Genomic DNA, 18,988 nt, shown 5'->3' with positions numbered 1-18,988 from the left:
GCCGACCGACGTCCGGGTGTGACGGACGTCGGGCGAGGGGGATCAGGGCGACGTTCCGCCGTCGGTCGGCGTGGTCGCAGGTGGATCGGCCGGCGGGTCGACGGGGGGGTCGGCCGGCGGGTCGACGGGCGGGTCGACGGGCGGGTCGGCCGGTGGCGTGACGGGTGGGTCGGCCGCCGGGGTGACGGGTGGGTCGGCCGGCGGGGTGACGGGCAGGTCGGCCGGCAGCGTGGTCGGCGGTGCGGGCGTGCTCGGTGCCGGTGCCGGTTTGGGGGCCGGCGGCGCGGGTTTGGGAGCCGGTGCGGGCTTGGGCCGTCCCAAGTACTCCAGTCCCGATTCCAGGTTGTTGAGGTAGACCCCGTTCGCCCCGTCGTTCACGATCTGAGCCAGCGTCAGCGGATGCCCCTGCACCGGCAGCACCAATTGGCCGCGCTTGACCGCCTTCTTGATGTAGTGCGCATTGACCACCGAGGTGTACGCGCTGTAGGGCACCAGCACCGGATACTTGGTCAGCTTCCAGTCCGCGGCGGTGTGCACCATACGACCGAGCCGGTGGCCGCCGGCCTTCTTCAGGTACTTCATCTCGGTCTCGTTCTCGCCGACGTAGGTGGTCCGCGAGGTGTTCAGGTGGTCGTCCTTGACCACCTTCACCAGCCGCTTGGCCTGCGACTCGGTCAGCCCGGAAAAGTTGATGTGCAAATAGATTTTGGTGGTTTTGGAGTGCTTGGCGATGTAGGTGACCGCCTCGTCCACACTCGGTACGTGTTCGTCGGAGAACGCGTGGCCGAACCAGCTGCCCGCATCGCACATGTGCAGCACGGCCCAGGTCAGGCTGCTGACCAGTCCGTCGCACTGTTTGCCGTCCGTGGTGCGGTCCACCGTGTGGTCGTGCATGGCGACCGGCACGCCGTCGGAGGTGAACTTGATGTCGAACTCGATGGCGTCTGCGCCGTCGCGGATGGCGTCGCCGAATGCGGCCAACGTGGCCTCCGGGGCGTCATTGCTGTCACCGCGGTGGGCCACCACCTGGATCTTGCTCTTCGAGACAGCCGCCGCCTCACCCGTGGCCAACGCCAGACCCGAGACGGTCAGCCCGGCGACCAGGGCGCCGCTGGTGACCAGCCGACGCACGCGAACGCGCAGCAACAACACTCCCCCAAAGGCGGCGACGGGCCCCCACCCGACGCATGCCGGGTTCGACGTAGCCGGCGCACCGGCGGTTATCCCGATCAGTTGTTGCTTGGGTCAACCTTTCGGTGCAGGTCAGGGCCCCAATCGCTACCCAATGGGGAGCAGTCGGGAACCCGTCTATCTGATTACCCGTCAGACTGAACCGGCCGGTCACAACGCGTGCCCTCACATCTGGCTCACATGTTGGATGGACCATGCTCAGCGGGTGCGCGTGCTCGTCGTCGAGGACTCGATCCGGATGGCCGGGGTCATCCGTCGCGGGCTGGAGGAAGAGGGCTTCGCGGTCGATATTGCGCACGATGGTGGCGACGGGCTCTGGATGGCCACGGAGTACGACTACGACGTGGTCCTGCTGGACTGCATGTTGCCCGGTGTGGACGGATTTGAGGTGTGTCGTCGTCTGCGCGAGGCCGGACGTTGGTCGCCGGTGCTGATGCTCACTGCCCGCGGCACGGTGGCCGATCGGGTGGCCGGGTTGAACGCGGGTGCCGATGACTATCTGCTCAAGCCGTTCGCCTTCGCCGAGCTGGTGGCGCGGGTGCAGGCGCTGTTGCGCCGCGGCGCGCCCGCCCGCCCGACTGTATTGACCTGCGGCGACCTGCAGCTGGACCCGGTGACCAAGAAGGCCGGCCGGGCGGGTCAGGACCTCAAGCTCACCGCGAAGGAGTTCGCGGTGCTGGAGCTGTTCATGCGCCGACCGGGTGAGGTGTTGTCCCGCACGCAGATCCTCGAGCACGTCTGGGACATGGCCTTCGACCCGGCCAGCAACATCGTCGACCAATACGTGGGCTACCTGCGCCGCAAGATCGACAAGCCGTTCGGTCGGTCCGACCTGAAAACACTGCGCGGCAGCGGCTACCGATTGGACGCGAGCGGGGCCGCCGGGTGAAACTGCGCGGCCTGCGCGCCCGGCTGGTGGTGACCTACACGCTCGCCGCCACCGGGCTGTTCGGGGTGTGGGCCGTGGTCGCGGTGCAGGCGCTCAACAACAACCTGCATTCCACCTTGGACACCACATTGGCCGCTCGCGCCACCCCATTCCTGCAGGCGCTCAACGAACCCGAGTCGCCGGACCTTCCGGCTGCGGCGGCCGAGCCGGGCACCGGGCGGGTCACCGATGGGCTGGCCGTGGTGCTGGGCCCGGACGGTGGCGTGCGGTACAGCGATCCATCAGCCGCGGCCGCCGGGGTGCGGGCGGTGCTGCCGATTGTCGACGTCGAGACCCCGGCGCTGCTCGACCGCGACGTCAACGGTCAGGAACTGCGACTGCGGGTGGACACAGTGGCGCGCAAGGACGGCGTGTGGCACGTGGTGGTCGGGGTCGGCCGGGAGACCACCGATGAGGCCAGCGACCGCATCGAGGCGGTACTGGCGGTCGCGCTGCCCGCGCTATTGGTGCTGATCGCCGGCGGTACCTGGTTCCTTGCCGCTTCCGCTCTGCGCCCGGTGGAGCGGATGCGCGCCGAGGCGGCGGCGCTGGGCGCGAGCGATGTCGAGGCACGCCTCACCGAGCCGGCCACCGGCGACGAACTGCACGCCCTGGCCGTTACGTTCAACGACCTACTCGACCGCTTACACCACTCCCTTGCCCAGCAACGCGAGTTCGTCGCCGACGCCGGCCACGAACTGCGCACCCCGTTGGCCATCGTGGTCGCCGAGCTGGAACTGGCCGACCGCCCGCACCGCACCCCGGAGGAACTGCGCGAGGCGATCGCCACCACCCGCAGCGAGGTGGAACGGTTGCGCAACCTCGCCGAGGACCTGCTGCTGCTGGCCACCGAGGAACGGCTGGTGCCCGACCTGTCCGACCGGGTCGACCTGCGCGAGGTGGTGGCCGCCGCGGTTACCGGCCGGCAAGGCATCGCGGATCGGCAGGGCGTGCACCTGCGCGCGGTGCTGCCCACGGGGTGTCCGGTGCAGGGCGAGTCACCGGCCCTGCGCCGGGTGGTGGACAACTTGCTGTCCAACGCCCTGGACCACACCCCGCCGGGTGGGGCGGTGAGTGTGGCATTGCGCCCGGCCGCAGCGGGCAGCGTGTGCCTGGAGATTTCCGACACCGGGCCGGGCTTCCCGCCCGAGTTCTTGCCGCACGCCTTCGACCGGTTCCGTCGCGCGCAGACCGCGCGCACCTCGAGCACCAGCACGGGGTTGGGCTTGGCCATCGTCGCGGTGGTGGTGCGCGCGCACGGCGGCACAGTCGCGGCGAGCAACCGGATGCCCGGTCCGGGCGCCGTGGTCACTGTCACGCTGCCGATGGCCCGGCCGAACGGGTGACGGGCACACCGTCCTCACATCCTGGGCCCCGCACTCTGGAAGTGCGTCACCGCACTGACCCCATGGGCGGGGGCACGTCGCCCCGGTTGCGGCAACTTCCGGGGCGACGTTGCGGTACGCCCCGCGGGGTTCAGCCCGCTCGCCGCAGTTCCTCGTGCTGGTGCGGGACGCCGGGGACCAAATGTTCGAAGCGACGCCCGTGCGCCAACACGACCCCACCGTTCGGCGTCTGCAGTTCGCCGGTGGTCCGATGCCGCGGGAACGGAACGAAGCCGAGCGGGCTGCGCCGCACGTGCGCCGCTTGAATCAGGACGAGCAGCACCAGCAGGCCGAGCAGCGCGGCCGAGCCGCCGGCCGTTCCCCACCCGAGACCGCCCTCGGACGTGGGCTTGGTCAGCGAGTCCCCACCCGCGGCACCGAGGGGGCGGGTGAGCACGAACGCGATCCAGAACAACACCACGCCGTTGATGCGGGTCAGGTAGTGCAGCGCGAGGATTCCCGCCATGATCGCCGCGATCACCAGGAAGGCATTGCGGAAGCCCAGACCGGTGTCGTCGGATAGCCAGTCCCCGCTGGCGGTGCCCAACGTGTTCGACAGCAGAATCGCGGTCCAGTAAAGGATTTCGCCCTTGCGCGTGGCGATGTTCTCCACGTCGTAGGTCTGCCCGGTCGTCCGCCAGATCACAAAGACCAAGCCCAGACCCGCGGTCAGAATCAGCATGCCCCAGCCGTAGCCGACGCCGTTCGCCTCGCTGCCGGAGCCGGGCCCACGGTCCAGGAAATCGGAGATCTCAGTGCCGACCAGGCTGGTGCCCAGAATTACCGACCAGAACAACGCGGCGTGGAATCGTCGGGCGCGCACCTGCAGTGTGACCACGATGGCGAAGAACACGGCGAAGGCCGCCGCGGTCGCCACGTAGCCCAACTTGAAGGTGATGCCGAACAAATCGCCGGCCGTTTCACCGAGCGTGACGGCCACCGTCTTCAGAACCCAGAACAGCAGCGCCACGTGCGGCAGCTTCCGCATTACATAATGAGTCGGCGTCGTGGTGCGATTGCCCGCCTCGGTCGTCGTCATTTGCCGCACTCCCTAGAAATGCCAGTGATGGTGGTGCTGGGAGTGGCAGTGGATCGGATCGTTGGACGGATCGAAGCCAGGATCACCGTTGCACTGGCTCACCACCGCGCTCGGTGCCGGGCTGACAACTGCTGCGTTGCCGACGCCGGCACCGACCACGACGAAAGCCAAACCGACGCCGACCGCAATTACAGAGCGCTTCATTGAATACACGAACCTGCTCCCACCCTGTCGAGAGATGATGGTCAGGTTCCCAATATGGAGAAGCGAGCGTGTGAAGACCATTTACCGGACGCTAACCATACGACAAGTCTTCGCCTTTTTCGTAAATGGCTCACACTTTCTCTTCACACAAATGCTCGGTGACGTGAGAAATACACAAATTCCAACGGCGAAATGTCACCAGCGGTGATGATGAGCCGAACGCCACTTTCGATCGGGCACCGGGTGCTGATAGGTGCAGTGGACCGGGTCGTTCGAGGCGTCGATGCCGGGGTCGGCGTTGCATTGCGTGACGGGAACGGCCGGGTGTGAAGCCGTGGCCGGCAGCACCAGGAAGGCCAACCCGAGGCAGGCGGCGACGGCAGAGCGGTTCAGCGGATGCATGGAGTCCTCCACGGCGCGAGGGGACGTGGGTCCCGGTGATCCCCCGGGGGGACTATCCGCCGAAGATCATTTGAAGATCATTTAGCGGTGGCCTGCTCGCGGCAGCGCCGGCACGACCGCGTTGGCCACCAGGACCCCAATGATGCCCACGGTCCAGCCTGCCACCACGTCGGTCGGCCAGTGCACGCCGAGCTCGACCCTGGTCCAGCCGATGGCGACGGCGAAGGCCGCACCGGTGGCCACGATGAGGGTGCGCGCCCACTGACTGCGCAGCAGCGCGGCCACGCCGACCGCGAGTCCGAGGTAGCCGGCGGTGGTGACCGTGGTGTGCCCGGACGGGAAGGAGTTGCCACTCGCGTCGGCGATCAACCAGCCCGATGCCGGCGGCCGGGCGCGGTCGGCCAGCAGCTTCACCACCGTGGAGATCACCGCACCGAGGGCCACCGCGCCGCCGCTGGTCAGCAACGGCCGCCAGGAGCGCAGCGCCAGGAAGGCGAGAATCCCGAGCGCACAGAGGACGGCGACCAGCGGCGCCCCATCGCCGATGCCGGTCAGGCGCTCGGCGAACCGAGCGGTACCGGACCCGGCCCGGCCGCGCAGATCGTCGTAGATGTCCCGGTCCAGATCATCCGGCGAGTGCCGGACAAAGACCGTCCACAGCGCAAGAATTACCCCACCCGCGCCCAGCACCGAGCCGACCATCGGTCGGGTCGCACGGACATCGGTCAGTTGCAGCATTGGACTCCCCCCGAAGCCCCGGCCACGACATTCGTCGCCGAACCTGCCAACAGTACCCGGCGCCCGATGTGAGGAGGATGTAACGACGTCAGTGCAACAAACCGAATGCCGCCTCGAGCGCGGGCGCCCCGGCCGCGCAACCGACCGGGTTCACGGCCAGTAGGTCGGTGATCATTCGGGACACCGCGCACTGGGTCGCGGGGGTGGCAACGCTTCTCTTCGTGGTCGTCGGTGACATCACCAGCAGCGGGATGTGGTTGCTGGTCGCCGAGCCCTCGTCCCAGGTGACGATCACCGTCAACCGGCCGCTGCGCCAGTCCGGGGCTTTCTGCACGGCGGCGGTGAAATCCCGCATCCAGTCATCGCCGGCCCGCACCAGGTCCTTGCCGCACCCCGTGCCGCCATGCATGTCGTGGCATACGTCGGGGATGGCCATGGAGAAGGCGGGTAACGTCCCGGCGGTCAGGTCGTTGTGCAGCGCGCCGTTCTGCAGCGTGCCCATCGGAATTTGCCAGCGCGCGCAGTCGGCGGAGATTGCCGGGTAGTACGGCGCAGCGGTGTGCCGCACGGCGTAACTGCCGCCGTTGCTCGCCTGGCAGTTGGTCGTCATCGACTCCGCGTACACCCGCCACTGCTGCCCGGCGTCGGTCACCCGCTGAAAGATGGTGTCCCCGGTCAGTTGGTGCTTGGCGGGTGGTCCGTCGTCGCAGACGCCGTGTTGGTCCCCGCTGGTCAGGATCAGATAGGCGGCCAGCGACGGGCACTGCGTCGGATAACCGGCGTCGAGTTGGGTTGCCACGCCGTACTTCTTGCTCATCTGAGTCAGGAACGGTGCCTGGCCGGAACCGAGTATCTGGTCAATGGTCTCGTTCTCCTCGAAGACCACCAAGACCTTGCGCTGCGCATCGGCCCGGACGACGGCGGATCCCTGCGAGGCCGGCCCGGGCGCGTGGGCGGCCGGCGCGCCGGCTTCCGTCCCGCAGCCGGCCAGGGCGGCGGTGAGCGCGGTCACGGCCACACAGATCATCGTGCGCTGACGCGTATTGCTGCGCATGCCCGGTTGGTCCCCCTTCAACGGCCGTCGGGCCGCACCCTCTCACCACAGTAAGGGGGTGGCATGTGAGCACCATGTGCGTCGACGTTTGTTCACCCGGAGGGAGTCAGGCGCCGCCGGTGGCTGGATGGAGTGCGCCGGATCGGGATCGGTGCGGCCGTGTGGTCACGAGGTGGTCGTGACGGCGACGTTCAGTCGCGATGGTGGTGACGCCACCAGTGCCGATCGGGCAGCGGATGCGCGTAGTGGCAGTGCACCGGATCGTTGGAGGGGTCGTAGTTGTAGTCGCCGTTGCATTGCGTCAGGCGCACGTTGCCGGAGGGTTCGGGTGCGCCGTCGGTAGCGGCGACGGCGGATCCGCTGACCCCAACCAGGGCCAATCCGAAACAGCTGACCGCGAGGAAGCGCTTCATCTGGCGGACGGGAATCCTCCCTGTATATGTGAGGGCGTCCGGAATGTCGTTCAACGGCATGGACGCGCACCCCGGGAGATGGCCCAAGGTGGCAGGGCGCTCGTGTGAGGAGCATTTGCCCGGCGTTAATGTGACAAACACCCAACGGCTCTTGTGCCCACGTCACTAGTACGCCTTGCGATACTACGTCGCACGTAGTTCAATCGAAGCATGCCACGAACGACTTCGCAGCCGGCGCCGCTCGCCGGTCGAGTGAACGACCCGCCGCTGCTGATCCTGACCAGCCTGGCCTCGGGGAAGAAGCACGGCTACGCCCTCATGCAGGACATCGCGGGCTTCGCCGGTGTCACCCTGGGACCCGGCACCCTGTACGGCGCGATCGGCCGGCTCGAGGAACGAGGACTCATCGAACCTGTGGGGGAGAGCGACCGGCGGCGGCCCTATCGGTTGACCCCGGCCGGGTCGGTCGCACTCGAGGCCGCGCTGGCCGAACTGCGAGCAATTCTCGACGAGGGCGCGGCGCGTTTGGCCCGCCGGCCGGCGCCGACCCGGGTGCGGCCGGCGTTGGGCGCGGCGCGATGAACACGCCTGCGTCCCACCGGGTTCTGCTCACGCTCTATCCCCGAGCCTGGCGCGCGCGGTATGGCGAGGAACTGACCGATCTCGTCGCCGGGATGCGCGCCGCCGGGGTCAACCCTTGGCGGATCCGGGCCAACGTGGTGCGCGCGGCGAGCGTCGAACGCCTCCGCGCCGCGGAGGTGGTCGGCGATGGGCCCGCGCCCGCGCGGGCCCGCGGCGGCTCGCTGATGGTGCTGTGGGCCTGGGCACTGTTCGTCCTGGCTGGGTGCACCGTGCAGAAGTTCGCCGAGCACTGGTCGGACACCGTCGCCCCGGGGAACCGCAGACTGCCCGCCATGGCGTTCGGGGTCCTGGTGGGGTCTGCGCTGTGCGCCGCGGTGCTGATGGCCTCCGCGCTCACGCTCGCGGTGCCCCGCCTGGTGGGCGGGTTGCGCTCGGGACTGTGGCCAAGGCTGCATCGCCGCGTCACGGTGGCCACGGGCCTCAGCGTCGCGGCCGGAGTCTGCACGATCGGCCTGTTGGCCCGGGCGTCTGACCTGACCGCACGTCAGCGAAACGGCCACGACCTCGCCTATGCCGTCGATTTCCTGGCCTGGACCGCGCTCGGCGCGGCCTGTCTGGTGGCCTGGACCGCCGTGGCGTCCGCCGCGGCGCGCGGGATCGAGTTGCCCGACCGCTTGCTGCGCTTCCAGGCGGGGCTGTGCGCCGGCGTCACCACGGCCATGGTGGCGATGACCGCGGCCACGATTACCTGGTGGATCGCGCTCGCCCGTCAGGCACCCTGGGTCCTGCACGGCCGACCCGCCGGCGCGCCGGCTTCCGGATATGTCGGCACGCTCGCGGTCGCGGTGGTCGCGATGGCCGCGGCGACGGGGCTTGGGGCTGCCGGATCGCGGCGCTCGGCTCGCGCGGTCCGCGAACTGGCGGGTTAACATCGGGCTAACGCTGCGTCAGTTGTCGTTTTGGGCAGGGTTTGCGCGGTATTGAGCACACGGTCCTCACACGCGGTCCCGGGCAAGGTCATGATCATGACGACGACGCGCTCACCGCAGCGCACTTTCTGGCTCAACAAGGTTCCCGAGGTCACCGTCTGGTTCTGGATCATCAAGATCCTGTGCACCACGGTGGGGGAGTCCTTTGCGGACTGGATCAACATGACGCTGGGCGTCGGTCTCGACGCCACCGCACTGCTGTTCACCGCCGTGCTTGCGGTAGTGCTGGGCATGCAGTTCAAGCTCGACCGGTACGTGCCGTTCGTGTACTGGTTCACCGTTGTGGTGATCAGTGTGACCGGCACGCTCTACACCGACATCCTCACCGACAACAAGGGCGTGCCGTTGCGGGACAGCAGCACGGTCTTCGCCATCGTGCTCGCCGTGGTCTTCGGCATCTGGTACGCGCGGGAACGCACGTTGTCCATTCACTCCATCGTCACCCCGGCCCGCGAGGGCTTCTATTGGCTGGCCATCCTGGTCACCTTCGCGCTGGGCACCGCGGTTGGCGACTGGACGCTGGAACTCACCGGTTGGGGCCCGGGCATATCGGTGCTGCTGCCCGCCGGCCTGATCGCCGCGGTCACCCTCGGGTGGCGCGGCGGGGCTAACCCCGTGCTCTCGTTCTGGCTGGCCTACATCCTGACCCGTCCGCTGGGCGCCAACCTCGGCGACTGGTTCGCGGGGCCGCACGCGGAGAAGGGCCTCGGTCTGGGCACGGCCGGTACCAGTGTCATCTTCCTGAGCCTGATCGGCGCCACCGTGTCCTATCTGACGCTCAGTAAGGCCGACGTCACCCCGGCCGGCGCCGTGGTGGTTGACCACCCGGTCGCGATCGCCCCGCTGCCTCGGCAGCGGATGGTGCTCGCCGGGTATGGCGTGGTCGCGCTGCTCACCGCGGCGCTGTTGCACCACACATCGCAGCAGCCGCACGCCAACCCGCTCGACGATGAGGAGGGTGGCTCCTCCGCGGCTGCCGCACCGGTGGTGCCAATCGCTACGGACACCACCGACGCGGGGCCGGCGACCAGGTTCAGCCCGGCGCAATTGGAGCCGTTTCAGCAGATCGCGACCGACGACCTGGCGCTGCTGCAGGCGGGCAACCAGGCGACGGCCACCAAGCGGGTCACCGACCTGGAGACCGCGTGGGATCGGCAGGAGAAGACGCTCAAGCCGCTGGACAAGGCCGGCTGGACGCTGCTGGACGGTCGCATCGACGTGGTGCTGCATCAGCTGCGCAGCAAGAACCCGGACCTGAACTCGGAGGAGACGGCTCTGCAGAACCTGATCCAGACGATCGGGTGACCACAGAGTTCCAACGTGCCTGGCGCTCAGCTTCCCCCCGCTGAGCGCCGGTACCTTGACCACCAAGGTAAGAATGAACATGCCGTAGCGATTGGACGCCTACCGTGAGCACCCACAACGCGCGCTTCGAACGCCCGATGAGCGAGGGGGATCGGGCGCACGTCGAGGCCGCACTCTGGGATCCCACGCATGCCCGTGCTCTCCGCGAACGAATCGCGCAGGGGCGCACTCCGACAGATCAATGCGACGGCCCGACCACGACGGGATGCGGCAGCGATTTCCAGCCGACCCGCGGGGTCCCGTCACCGCGTCGCCCCGACTGACCGGGCACACGGCTTGGCCTGACGTGCTGTCATGCGCAACATGGCGCGCCCCGGTCAGGGATGCAAGCGACCGGGGCGCGCAGGTAGCAGTGCGCAGACCTACCAGTCGCCGCCCCCGCCGCGCCAACCACCATCCCGGTCGTCGTCCCCATCGCCACGCCCGAACCAGTGATGGCGGTGCCAATGGTGCCGGTGATGCCGCCGGCGCCACCACCAGTCGTCCTGCGCGTGGCCGGGGAAGAAGTTCATGCGCGCCATGGCTGTCGCTCCCTTACTTCGAATCCGGGCACACCACCCGAATACGGCCGCACCGTAGTCGCGCCGTGATGTGTCGAAGATTTGCTGCCCGCGGCCCCAACGCGGGCTTTCGGCGCGGTTCCCGGGAGATTGATCCGCAGCAGATCCCGTGGAAAGGACCCGGATGAGCGAGCAGGTCGCAGCCACCCCGTCGTTGAGCAGACAGGGCACCGTTGCCGTGCTGTCGCTCGGGTCCGCCGAGGGCCGGTTCAGCGGCGAGTCCGTTGCCGCGCTGCACAAGTGCCTGGACGAGGTCGAGGCAAGCGACGCGACCGCGCTCATCACCACTGCCGAGGGCAAGATCTGGTCCAACGGTTTCGACACGGACTGGCTGGGCGCGCACAAGAGCGAGGCCGCAGCGACGATGGTGGCCACCGAGAAGTTGTTCGCCCGGGTGCTCACCTTCTCTCTCCCCACGGTGGCCGCGATCGGCGGGCACGTGTTCGCGGGCGGGGTGATGCTGGCGCTGGCCCACGATGTCCGGTTGATGCGCGCGGACCGCGGTTTCCTGTGTCTGCCCGAGGTGGACATGGGCGTGGTGTTCACCCCCGGTATGACCGAGTTGCTCACCGCGGTAATGACCCCGGCGGCCGCCCACCGCACGATGGTGCTCGGCGCCCGACTGCCCGCGCCGGAGGCGGTGGCGCTGGGGATCATTCAGGAGGCCGTGCCGCTGGAGGAGATGGCCGGGCGGGCGATGACGATTGCCGGCGAGTTGGGCGGCCGCAGCCGCGCCACGGTGGCCCGGCTGAAGCACCGCATCTATGCCGACGTGGTCGCCGCGCTCGGTGCCACCCCGCCGGACGATGCGATGTTGGATGCGTTGTGGTCCGCCACCGGTTGAAATCTCCGCCCAACGTCCGAAGAACAGTGTCCGCGCACCCTCACTTCTTCGGACGCTGCGAGGGGGTCAGGCCTCCAGGGCCTGGCGTACCGCCAAGAACTTCGCTTCGGCCTCGGCCAATTCCAGGGTCGGATCCGAGCCGGCCACGATCCCGCAGCCGGCGAACAGGCGCAGCCGCGCGCCGTCCACCTGGGCGCAGCGCAATGCGACGCCCCATTCGCCGTCGCCGTTGACGTCCATCCAGCCCACCGGTCCGGCGTAGCGGCCGCGGTCCATGCCCTCCAGGTCGCCGATCAGCCGGATGGCCGCCGCCGTCGGGGTGCCGCACACCGCCGCGGTCGGATGCAGCCGCCCGGCCAACTCCAGCGCCGGGATCTCGGTGTGCAGGGTCCCGGTCACCTCGGTTGCCAGGTGGGTCACGTTGGGCAGCGCCATCACGATCGGCTCGTCCGGCACCGACAGTCGACTGCAGAGCGGCCGGAGCAATTCGGCGGCCGAGCGCGCCGCGTAGTCGTGCTCCTCGCGATCCTTGTCCGACCCGGTCAGTCGCGCGGCCACCGCTGCGTCGGTGACCCCGTCGCCCTCCGAATGCCACGCGGTGCCCGCGAGCACCCGCGAGCTGACCCGGCGGCCCTCGCGGGCGATCAGCAACTCCGGTGTCGCGCCGACCAGACCGGCCACCGAGAACGTGAAGCACTCCGGAAAGCGGGCGGCCAGGTCGCGGACCAGGTACCGCGCGTCGACCGGCTCGCGGGCCCGCCCGAGCAGGTCGCGGGCCAGCACCACCTTGGACAGCTCACCGTCGCGGATCCGCTGCACTGCCGCGGTCACCGCCGCGGTCCAGGCGTCCGCGGACAACGCGCCCTCGCCGATCACCACCTCGGCCGGCGGCCGGGGCAGCGGGGTGGGCGCGATCACCACGTCGTCCGGCTCGCCGATGGTGGTGAGCCAGGTGCGTCCGCCACGGCGGCCCAGCAGCACCCGGGGCAGCACCAGCACCGAGGGTGTCGGTGAGTCGGCGAAGGCAAAGCTGCCGAACACCACCGGGCCGCTGCCGGGGATGCCGAGCCCGGCGTGCAGGTCCGGGCTCAACCCCAACGATTGCCACCACTCGACGGCCCGCTGGAACCGGTCCGGTCCCGAGACGGTGAACCGGGCCACCTCACCCCAGCCGACCAAGCCCTCGCCGTGCTGAATCCAGGCCAGCGGGGCGGTCGGCGGCAGCACTGCGATCAGGTCGGGGACCATCGAGGCCGTCAACTCCACCGTACGCACGGTGAGCGACTCCAGCGATGCCGCCGTGCTCAACGCTCGCCCTCGGCCATCACAAGGGGAAGGGTAACCGGCCGGCCGGAGTCCGGGCGCACCCACCCGTTCGGGCAGGATGACCCCGTGACCAGGGCGACGTTGGAGAAGCAGCCGGCCGAGGTGGCCGCCATGTTCGACGGCGTAGCGCGGCGTTATGACCTGACCAATGACGTGCTGAGTCTGGGTCAGGACCGGCGCTGGCGCCGTGCGGTGACCGACGCGCTCGCCGTCCGGCCGGGCGAGCGGGTGCTCGACCTGGCAGCCGGCACCGGTACCAGCTCGCTGCCGTTCCTCGCGGCCGGGGCGCACACCATCTGCTGCGATTTCTCGCCGGGCATGCTCGCCGTCGGCAAGCAGCGCCGCCCGCAGCTGGACTTCACCGCGGGCGATGCCATGCAGTTGCCGTTCGCGGACGGTGCCTTCGACGCGGTGGCCATCTCCTTCGGGCTGCGCAATGTGGCCGACCCGGCCCTGGCCGCCGCCGAGATGTTGCGGGTCACCCGGCCCGGCGGGCGGCTGGTGGTCTGCGAGTTCAGCCGGCCCACGTGGGCGCCGTTCCGCACCGTCTACACCGAGTACCTGATGCGGGCGCTGCCCGCGGTGGCCCGGCGGGTGTCCAGCAGCCCGGACGCCTACGTCTATCTGGCCGAGTCCATCCGCGCCTGGCCCGATCAGGCCGGTCTTGCCGCACTGCTGGCCGGGAGCGGCTGGGACCGCGTGGGCTGGCGCAATCTGTCCGGCGGCATCGTCGCGCTGCACCGCGCGCGCCGGGCGGGCTGAACCCGCCCGGCCCCCCCGCCGGCCCACCCTGCCGCCGGTGCAGGGGCACCGCTCCGCCGGGCGTAGACTCGCCCGTGGCGCGTTCTCGTGAATCGATTCACAAGGCAGGTCCCGATGGGTGATACGACCGCCCGGGACGCCGACGTCATCGTCGTCGGCGCGGGTCCTGCGGGCGCCACTGCTGCCTTTAACCTGGCCCGGGCCGGGCTCGACGTGCTGCTGCTGGAAAAATCCCGGTTCCCCAGAGAAAAGGTCTGCGGTGACGGCTTGACCCCGCGCGCGGTCAAGCAACTGGTGGCCATGGGCGTCCCGATCCGGGAATCCGACGGCTGGATCCGCAACCAGGGCCTACGCATCCTCGGCGGCGGCTCCCGGCTGGAGGTGCGCTGGCCGGACCTGTCGGCGTTCCCCGACTACGGCCTGGTCCGCACCCGGATGGACTTCGACGAGATCCTCGCCCGGCACGCGGAGAAGGCCGGCGCCCGACTGCACGAGGGCACCAACGTCACCGGCCCCATCCTGGACTCCCGGACCGACCGGGTCATCGGCGTGACGGCCAAGCAGGACGGCACCGTCACCGAGTTCCGGGCACCGATCACGCTGGCCTGTGACGGCAATTCCACCCGGCTGTCGCTGGCCCTGGGCCTGCACAAGCGTGACGACCGACCGATGGGTGTCGCGGTGCGCACCTACTACGAGTCCCCGCGCCATGACGACGACTGGCTGGAGTCCTGGCTGGAGCTGTGGGACCGCACCAGCTCCACCCCGCGCCTGCTGCCCGGCTACGGCTGGATCTTCGGGGTCGGTGACGGCACCAGCAACGTGGGCCTGGGCATCCTCAACACCTCCAGCGCGTTCGGCCGGACCGACTACAAGGCCATGCTGCGCACCTGGATGGACTCCACCCCGGCCGAGTGGGGCTACCGGGAGGAGAACCGGCGCGGGGAGATCCAGGGCGCGGCGCTGCCCATGGGCTTCAACCGCACACCGCAGTACACCCGCGGGGTGCTGCTGGTCGGCGACGCGGCCGGGATGGTGAACCCGTTCAACGGCGAGGGCATCGCCTACGCCATGGAGTCCGCGACCATCGCCGCCGAGGTCGTCGCGCAAGCGCTGTCCGCCCGCACCGACGAAGCCAGGGAACGGACCCTGCACGGCTACCCGCAAATCCTCAAGGAAACGTACGGCGGTTATTACCGATTGGGCCGGGTGTTCGTGAAGGCCATCGGGAACCCCAACGTGATGAAACTGGCCACCCGGCACGGATTGCCGCACCCGACGCTGATGCGCTTCATGTTGAAGCTGCTCGCCAACCTCACCGACCCGACCGGTGGTGACGCCATGGATCGACTCATCAACGGCCTGTCGAGACTTACGCCGGCGGCCTGACCCGGCGCCGGGGGAAACGGACAAGATCCATAGGATGGGGCGCCCTTCGCCGGGGCCACCGACCAGCAGAAGAGAGCAGGTGCGATGCACGGAAACGTCTACATCCCGATCGCCGTGCTCGCCGCACTCGCGTTCGGCTTCGCCGCATTCTCGGTGGTGATGGGCATGCTCACCGGGCCCAAGCGGTACAACCGCGCGAAGCTCGACGCCTACGAGTGCGGCATCGAGCCGACCCCGCAGCCGGTCGGTGGCGGCCGCTTCCCGGTCAAGTATTTCCTGACCGCGATGCTGTTCATCATCTTCGACGTCGAGATCATTTTCCTCTATCCGTGGGCGGTCACCTTCGACTCCTTCGGCATCTCGATCCTGGTCGAGATGGTGCTGTTCATCGTGACGGTGTTCGTGCCCTTCGTGTACGTCTGGCGCCGAGGCGGCCTGGACTGGGACTGACCGCACCGCCCACATCTGCCTAGAGGACAAGGACTTTCACCCCATGGGGATCGAGGAGAAACTCCCCAGCGGCTTCCTGCTCAGCACGGTCGAGGATATGGCCGGGTACATGCGCAAGAGCTCGCTGTGGCCCGCGACGTTCGGGTTGGCCTGCTGCGCCATCGAGATGATGGCCACCGGCACCGGCCGCTACGACATCGCGCGATTCGGCATGGAGGCGTTCCGGGCCTCGCCGCGACAGGCCGACCTGATGATCGTGGCCGGCCGGGTCAGCCAGAAGATGGCCCCGGTCCTGCGTCAGGTCTACGACCAGATGGCCAACCCCAAGTGGGTGCTGGCGATGGGCGTGTGTGCGTCGTCCGGCGGCATGTTCAACAACTACGCCGTGGTGCAGGGCGTGGACCACATCGTGCCGGTGGACATCTACCTGCCCGGCTGCCCGCCGCGCCCGGAGATGTTGCTGGACGCGATTCTCAAGCTGCACGCGCAGATCCGGGACACCAAGCTCGGTGCGCACGGCGTACGGGAGCGCAACGAACTCGAGGCCGCCGCACTGGACGCGCTGCCCACCTCGGAGATGAAGGGGCTGCTGCGATGAGCGAGCGAAGCGAGCTCATGATGAGCACCATCGCGAGGGACGAGCGATGACCGTCGAGCAGCCGGCCGGCACACAGCCGGAGAACCTGCCCACCCCGCCGGGCGCCGGGGGCACCACGGTCGATGTGCGCCAGGGCATGTTCGGTGTGCGGGGTACCGGCGACACCTCGGGTTACTCGGGTCTGGTGCGCGAGGTGCACCTGCCCGCGTCCACCGTGCCGCCCTACGGCGGGGAGTTCGACGAGGTCGCGGACCACCTGCGGCGCGCCCTGGTGCCCCTCGGCCTGGGCTGGTATCAGGCGGTCGAGGCCGTGGTGGTGGACCGCGGCGAACTGACCTTCCACGTCGTGCCCGAGCGCATCGTCGAGGTGGCTCGCGCCTTGCGCGACGACCCCGACCTGCGCTTCGAGTTGCTCTCCTCGGTGTCCGGCGTGCACTACCCGCACCAGACCGGCCGGGAGCTGCACGCCGTCTACCACCTGACCTCGATCACCCACAACCGGCGCGTCCGGTTGGAGTGCTCGGTGCCCGACGAGAAACCGCATCTGCCCTCGGTGTTCGCGGTCTACCCGACCTGCGACTGGCAGGAGCGGGAGACCTACGACTTCTTCGGCATCATCTTCGACGGCCACCCGGCGCTGACCCGGATCGAGATGCCGGACGACTGGCCCGGACACCCGCAGCGCAAGGACTACCCGCTGGGTGGCATCCCGGTGGAGTACAAGGGCGCGCAGATTCCCCCGCCGGACGAGAGGCGGTCCTACAACTGATGACCGAGCAAACCGACGCGTACGCCGCGGCCACCGACACCACCGAGGGACGGATCTTCAACGTCAGCGGCGGCGACTGGGAGGGCCTGGTCGCCGACCTCGGCGAGTCGCCCGAGGAACGCATCGTGGTGAACATGGGGCCACAGCACCCGTCCACCCACGGTGTGCTCCGGCTCATCCTCGAACTCGAGGGCGAGACGGTGACCGAGGCTCGGTGCGGCATCGGCTACCTGCACACCGGCATCGAGAAGAACTGCGAGTACCGCACGTTCACCCAGGGCGTCACGTTCGTGACCCGGATGGACTACCTCTCGCCGTTCTTCAACGAGACCGCCTACTGCCTGGCCGTGGAGAAGTTGCTCGGCATCACCGAGACGATCCCCGAGCGGGCCTGCGTCGCGCGGGTGTTCCTGATGGAGCTCAACCGCATCTCCTCGCACCTGGTGGCCATCGCCACCGGCGGCATGGAGATCGGCGCCATCACCCCGATGATGTTCGGCTTCCGCGAGCGCGAGGAAATCCTGGACATCTTCGAGGAGTGCTCCGGGCTGCGCATGAACAACGCGTTCATCCGTCCCGGTGGCCTGGCCGACGACATCCCGGCCTCCGCGATCGACAAGGCCCGGGCGCTGGTGAAGGTGTGGGGAAAGCGCAAGAAGGACTACGTCCGGCTGCTCAACGGCCAACCGATCTGGCAGGGCCGCACGGTCGGCGTCGGCTACCTGGACCTGACCGGGTGCATGGCGCTCGGGATCACCGGTCCCTGCCTGCGGGCCACCGGCCTGCCGCACGACCTGCGCAAGTCGCAGCCGTACTGCGGATACGAGACCTACGAGTTCGACATCGAGACGCACGACGGCTGCGATGCCTGGGGCCGTTACATCATCCGGCTGGAGGAGATGGGCCAGTCGATCCGCATCGTCGAGCAGTGCCTGGACCGCCTGGAGAAGACGCAGGGGCAGCCGGTGATGGTCGAGGACAAGAAGATCGCCTGGCCCGCGCAGTTGGCACTGGGCGGCGACGGGCTGGGCAACTCACTCGAGCACATCAAGCACATCATGGGCGAATCCATGGAGGCCCTGATTCACCACTTCAAGTTGGTGACCGAGGGCTTCCGGGTACCGGCCGGTCAGGTCTACCAGGCCATCGAGTCCCCGCGCGGGGAGCTCGGCGTGCATCTGGTGTCCGACGGCGGCACCCGCCCGTACCGGGTGCACTTCCGCGATCCCTCGTTCGTGAACCTGCAGTCGGTGGCCGCGATGTGCGAGGGCAGCTTGGTCGCCGACGTGATCGCCGCGGTCGCCTCGATCGACCCGGTGATGGGTGGGGTGGATCGATGAGCTTGACCGACGACGCGACCCGCGCGCAGCTGCGCGAGATCATCGCGCGCTACCCGGAACCGCGCTCGGCGTTGCTGCCGATGCTGCACCTGTGCCAGGCCGAGGAGGGCTATGTCTCCCCGCAGGCCGTGGCGATCTGCGCGGAGGAACTGGGCCTCACCGTGGCCGAGGTGGGCGGGGTGGCCACCTTCTACACGATGTACAAGCGCCGCCCGATCGGGCAGTACCACGTCGGGGTCTGCACGAACACCCTGTGCGCGGTGATGGGCGGCGACGCGATCTTCGCCGATCTCAAGGCGCACCTGGGCATCGGCAACGACGAGACCACGCCGGACGGCATGGTCACCCTGGAACACATCGAGTGCAACGCGGCCTGCGACTACGCGCCGGTGATGACCGTCAACTGGGAGTTCTTCGACAACCAGACGCCGGCCTCGGCCCGGCAGTTGGTCGACGACCTGCGCAGTGGGAACTCGCCCGCGCCGACCCGGGGCGCGAGCTCCGTGTGCACCTGGCGGGAGGCCTCCCGAGTGCTGGCCGGATTCCCGGACGGGCGGGCCGACGAGGGTCCCGCCGCGGGCCCGCCGACGCTGCTCGGGTTGGAGTACGCCAAGCAGCGCGGTGACAACGCGCCCGCGCTGCCCGACGGGGGGAACTGAG

The 18,988-nt window shown here is 69.0% G+C and carries 22 protein-coding genes; 13 read left to right on the top strand and 9 right to left on the bottom strand.

What is annotated here, in order from left to right:
• Nucleotides 1-42: 42 nt before the first annotated feature.
• Nucleotides 43-1,146: a glycerophosphodiester phosphodiesterase family protein gene (locus VGJ14_07870; protein HEY2832323.1), complete on the bottom strand. Its 1,104-nt coding sequence runs from the start codon at nt 1,144-1,146 to the stop codon at nt 43-45.
• 250 nt (nt 1,147-1,396) lie between these two features.
• Between VGJ14_07870 and VGJ14_07865 the strand changes: the two genes are divergently transcribed.
• Nucleotides 1,397-2,080 (top strand): response regulator transcription factor, encoded by a 684-nt coding sequence (locus tag VGJ14_07865; GenBank protein HEY2832322.1) that lies wholly within the window; start codon nt 1,397-1,399, stop codon nt 2,078-2,080.
• On the top strand, nt 2,077-3,465 hold the full coding sequence (locus VGJ14_07860) for an ATP-binding protein (protein ID HEY2832321.1): 1,389 nt from the start codon (nt 2,077-2,079) through the stop codon (nt 3,463-3,465). Before VGJ14_07865 ends, VGJ14_07860 begins: the two co-directional genes overlap by 4 nt.
• Nucleotides 3,466-3,595: 130 nt before the next feature.
• On the opposite strand, the gene VGJ14_07855 is transcribed toward VGJ14_07860, so the two are convergent.
• The 6 genes from VGJ14_07855 to VGJ14_07830 form a co-directional block, all read right to left on the bottom strand.
• On the bottom strand, nt 3,596-4,543 hold the full coding sequence (locus VGJ14_07855; GenBank protein HEY2832320.1) for a hypothetical protein: 948 nt from the start codon (nt 4,541-4,543) through the stop codon (nt 3,596-3,598).
• Between the two features lie 12 nt (nt 4,544-4,555).
• Nucleotides 4,556-4,828, bottom strand: coding sequence for a hypothetical protein (locus VGJ14_07850; GenBank protein ID HEY2832319.1), 273 nt, complete (start codon nt 4,826-4,828; stop codon nt 4,556-4,558).
• A gap of 114 nt (nt 4,829-4,942) precedes the next feature.
• Nucleotides 4,943-5,161: a hypothetical protein gene (locus tag VGJ14_07845; GenBank protein ID HEY2832318.1), complete on the bottom strand. Its 219-nt coding sequence runs from the start codon at nt 5,159-5,161 to the stop codon at nt 4,943-4,945.
• 69 nt (nt 5,162-5,230) lie between these two features.
• Nucleotides 5,231-5,887 (bottom strand): phosphatase PAP2 family protein, encoded by a 657-nt coding sequence (locus VGJ14_07840; protein ID HEY2832317.1) that lies wholly within the window; start codon nt 5,885-5,887, stop codon nt 5,231-5,233.
• A gap of 88 nt (nt 5,888-5,975) precedes the next feature.
• The gene (locus VGJ14_07835; GenBank protein ID HEY2832316.1) at nt 5,976-6,941 is read right to left on the bottom strand and encodes an alkaline phosphatase family protein; all 966 of its coding nucleotides are present in this window, start codon (nt 6,939-6,941) and stop codon (nt 5,976-5,978) included.
• A gap of 191 nt (nt 6,942-7,132) precedes the next feature.
• On the bottom strand, nt 7,133-7,354 hold the full coding sequence (locus VGJ14_07830; GenBank protein HEY2832315.1) for a hypothetical protein: 222 nt from the start codon (nt 7,352-7,354) through the stop codon (nt 7,133-7,135).
• Between the two features lie 210 nt (nt 7,355-7,564).
• Here VGJ14_07830 and VGJ14_07825 point away from each other — a divergent pair, with 210 nt between their 5' ends.
• The 3 genes from VGJ14_07825 to VGJ14_07815 all read left to right on the top strand — a co-directional run bounded on the left by VGJ14_07825 (nt 7,565) and on the right by VGJ14_07815 (nt 10,230).
• Complete coding sequence (locus VGJ14_07825) at nt 7,565-7,936, top strand: PadR family transcriptional regulator (GenBank protein ID HEY2832314.1); 372 nt, start codon at nt 7,565-7,567, stop codon at nt 7,934-7,936.
• The gene (locus tag VGJ14_07820; protein HEY2832313.1) at nt 7,933-8,865 is read left to right on the top strand and encodes a hypothetical protein; all 933 of its coding nucleotides are present in this window, start codon (nt 7,933-7,935) and stop codon (nt 8,863-8,865) included. The genes VGJ14_07825 and VGJ14_07820 overlap by 4 nt, the downstream gene beginning before the upstream one ends.
• A 96-nt stretch (nt 8,866-8,961) precedes the next feature.
• Entirely contained in the window at nt 8,962-10,230 is a 1,269-nt protein-coding gene (locus VGJ14_07815) for a hypothetical protein (protein ID HEY2832312.1), read from the top strand.
• Between the two features lie 422 nt (nt 10,231-10,652).
• On the opposite strand, the gene VGJ14_07810 is transcribed toward VGJ14_07815, so the two are convergent.
• A complete protein-coding gene (locus VGJ14_07810) occupies nt 10,653-10,811 on the bottom strand; it encodes a hypothetical protein (GenBank protein HEY2832311.1) in 159 nt (52 codons plus the stop codon).
• Between the two features lie 163 nt (nt 10,812-10,974).
• Between VGJ14_07810 and VGJ14_07805 the strand changes: the two genes are divergently transcribed.
• Nucleotides 10,975-11,694, top strand: coding sequence for an enoyl-CoA hydratase/isomerase family protein (locus VGJ14_07805; protein ID HEY2832310.1), 720 nt, complete (start codon nt 10,975-10,977; stop codon nt 11,692-11,694).
• A 66-nt stretch (nt 11,695-11,760) separates the two neighbouring features.
• Here the strand turns inward: VGJ14_07805 and VGJ14_07800 are convergent, their stop codons facing one another.
• A complete protein-coding gene (locus tag VGJ14_07800; protein ID HEY2832309.1) occupies nt 11,761-13,002 on the bottom strand; it encodes an isochorismate synthase in 1,242 nt (413 codons plus the stop codon).
• 84 nt (nt 13,003-13,086) lie between these two features.
• Here VGJ14_07800 and VGJ14_07795 point away from each other — a divergent pair, with 84 nt between their 5' ends.
• The 7 genes from VGJ14_07795 to nuoE all read left to right on the top strand — a co-directional run bounded on the left by VGJ14_07795 (nt 13,087) and on the right by nuoE (nt 18,987).
• A complete protein-coding gene (locus VGJ14_07795; GenBank protein ID HEY2832308.1) occupies nt 13,087-13,782 on the top strand; it encodes a demethylmenaquinone methyltransferase in 696 nt (231 codons plus the stop codon).
• A gap of 114 nt (nt 13,783-13,896) precedes the next feature.
• A complete protein-coding gene (locus VGJ14_07790) occupies nt 13,897-15,171 on the top strand; it encodes a geranylgeranyl reductase family protein (GenBank protein ID HEY2832307.1) in 1,275 nt (424 codons plus the stop codon).
• Nucleotides 15,172-15,255: 84 nt separating this feature from the next.
• Nucleotides 15,256-15,621 (top strand): NADH-quinone oxidoreductase subunit A, encoded by a 366-nt coding sequence (locus VGJ14_07785; protein HEY2832306.1) that lies wholly within the window; start codon nt 15,256-15,258, stop codon nt 15,619-15,621.
• Nucleotides 15,622-15,664: 43 nt separating this feature from the next.
• On the top strand, nt 15,665-16,219 hold the full coding sequence (locus VGJ14_07780; GenBank protein ID HEY2832305.1) for an NADH-quinone oxidoreductase subunit B family protein: 555 nt from the start codon (nt 15,665-15,667) through the stop codon (nt 16,217-16,219).
• A gap of 46 nt (nt 16,220-16,265) precedes the next feature.
• The gene (locus VGJ14_07775; protein ID HEY2832304.1) at nt 16,266-16,988 is read left to right on the top strand and encodes an NADH-quinone oxidoreductase subunit C; all 723 of its coding nucleotides are present in this window, start codon (nt 16,266-16,268) and stop codon (nt 16,986-16,988) included.
• A complete protein-coding gene (locus tag VGJ14_07770) occupies nt 16,988-18,328 on the top strand; it encodes an NADH-quinone oxidoreductase subunit D (GenBank protein HEY2832303.1) in 1,341 nt (446 codons plus the stop codon). Before VGJ14_07775 ends, VGJ14_07770 begins: the two co-directional genes overlap by 1 nt.
• Nucleotides 18,325-18,987, top strand: coding sequence for an NADH-quinone oxidoreductase subunit NuoE (gene nuoE / locus VGJ14_07765; GenBank protein HEY2832302.1), 663 nt, complete (start codon nt 18,325-18,327; stop codon nt 18,985-18,987). Before VGJ14_07770 ends, nuoE begins: the two co-directional genes overlap by 4 nt.
• Nucleotide 18,988 lies beyond the last annotated feature (1 nt).

The sequence above is a fragment of the Sporichthyaceae bacterium genome (genome assembly GCA_036493475.1).
Classification (GTDB): Bacteria; Actinomycetota; Actinomycetes; order Sporichthyales; family Sporichthyaceae; genus DASQPJ01.
Note: the sequence above shows the minus strand (reverse complement) of the source record. Positions and strands in the feature narration are given on the sequence as shown.

Coding starts and splice junctions, on each gene's coding strand:
- VGJ14_07855 (HEY2832320.1), bottom strand. CDS start 4,543: ATGACGACGACCGAGGCGGGCAATCGCACCACGACGCCGACTCATTAT.
- VGJ14_07850 (HEY2832319.1), bottom strand. CDS start 4,828: ATGGTCTTCACACGCTCGCTTCTCCATATTGGGAACCTGACCATCATC.
- VGJ14_07840 (HEY2832317.1), bottom strand. CDS start 5,887: ATGCTGCAACTGACCGATGTCCGTGCGACCCGACCGATGGTCGGCTCG.
- VGJ14_07835 (HEY2832316.1), bottom strand. CDS start 6,941: ATGCGCAGCAATACGCGTCAGCGCACGATGATCTGTGTGGCCGTGACC.
- VGJ14_07830 (HEY2832315.1), bottom strand. CDS start 7,354: ATGAAGCGCTTCCTCGCGGTCAGCTGTTTCGGATTGGCCCTGGTTGGG.
- VGJ14_07825 (HEY2832314.1), top strand. CDS start 7,565: ATGCCACGAACGACTTCGCAGCCGGCGCCGCTCGCCGGTCGAGTGAAC.
- VGJ14_07820 (HEY2832313.1), top strand. CDS start 7,933: ATGAACACGCCTGCGTCCCACCGGGTTCTGCTCACGCTCTATCCCCGA.
- VGJ14_07815 (HEY2832312.1), top strand. CDS start 8,962: ATGACGACGACGCGCTCACCGCAGCGCACTTTCTGGCTCAACAAGGTT.
- VGJ14_07810 (HEY2832311.1), bottom strand. CDS start 10,811: ATGGCGCGCATGAACTTCTTCCCCGGCCACGCGCAGGACGACTGGTGG.
- VGJ14_07805 (HEY2832310.1), top strand. CDS start 10,975: ATGAGCGAGCAGGTCGCAGCCACCCCGTCGTTGAGCAGACAGGGCACC.
- VGJ14_07790 (HEY2832307.1), top strand. CDS start 13,897: ATGGGTGATACGACCGCCCGGGACGCCGACGTCATCGTCGTCGGCGCG.
- VGJ14_07785 (HEY2832306.1), top strand. CDS start 15,256: ATGCACGGAAACGTCTACATCCCGATCGCCGTGCTCGCCGCACTCGCG.
- VGJ14_07780 (HEY2832305.1), top strand. CDS start 15,665: ATGGGGATCGAGGAGAAACTCCCCAGCGGCTTCCTGCTCAGCACGGTC.
- VGJ14_07775 (HEY2832304.1), top strand. CDS start 16,266: ATGACCGTCGAGCAGCCGGCCGGCACACAGCCGGAGAACCTGCCCACC.
- VGJ14_07770 (HEY2832303.1), top strand. CDS start 16,988: ATGACCGAGCAAACCGACGCGTACGCCGCGGCCACCGACACCACCGAG.
- nuoE (HEY2832302.1), top strand. CDS start 18,325: ATGAGCTTGACCGACGACGCGACCCGCGCGCAGCTGCGCGAGATCATC.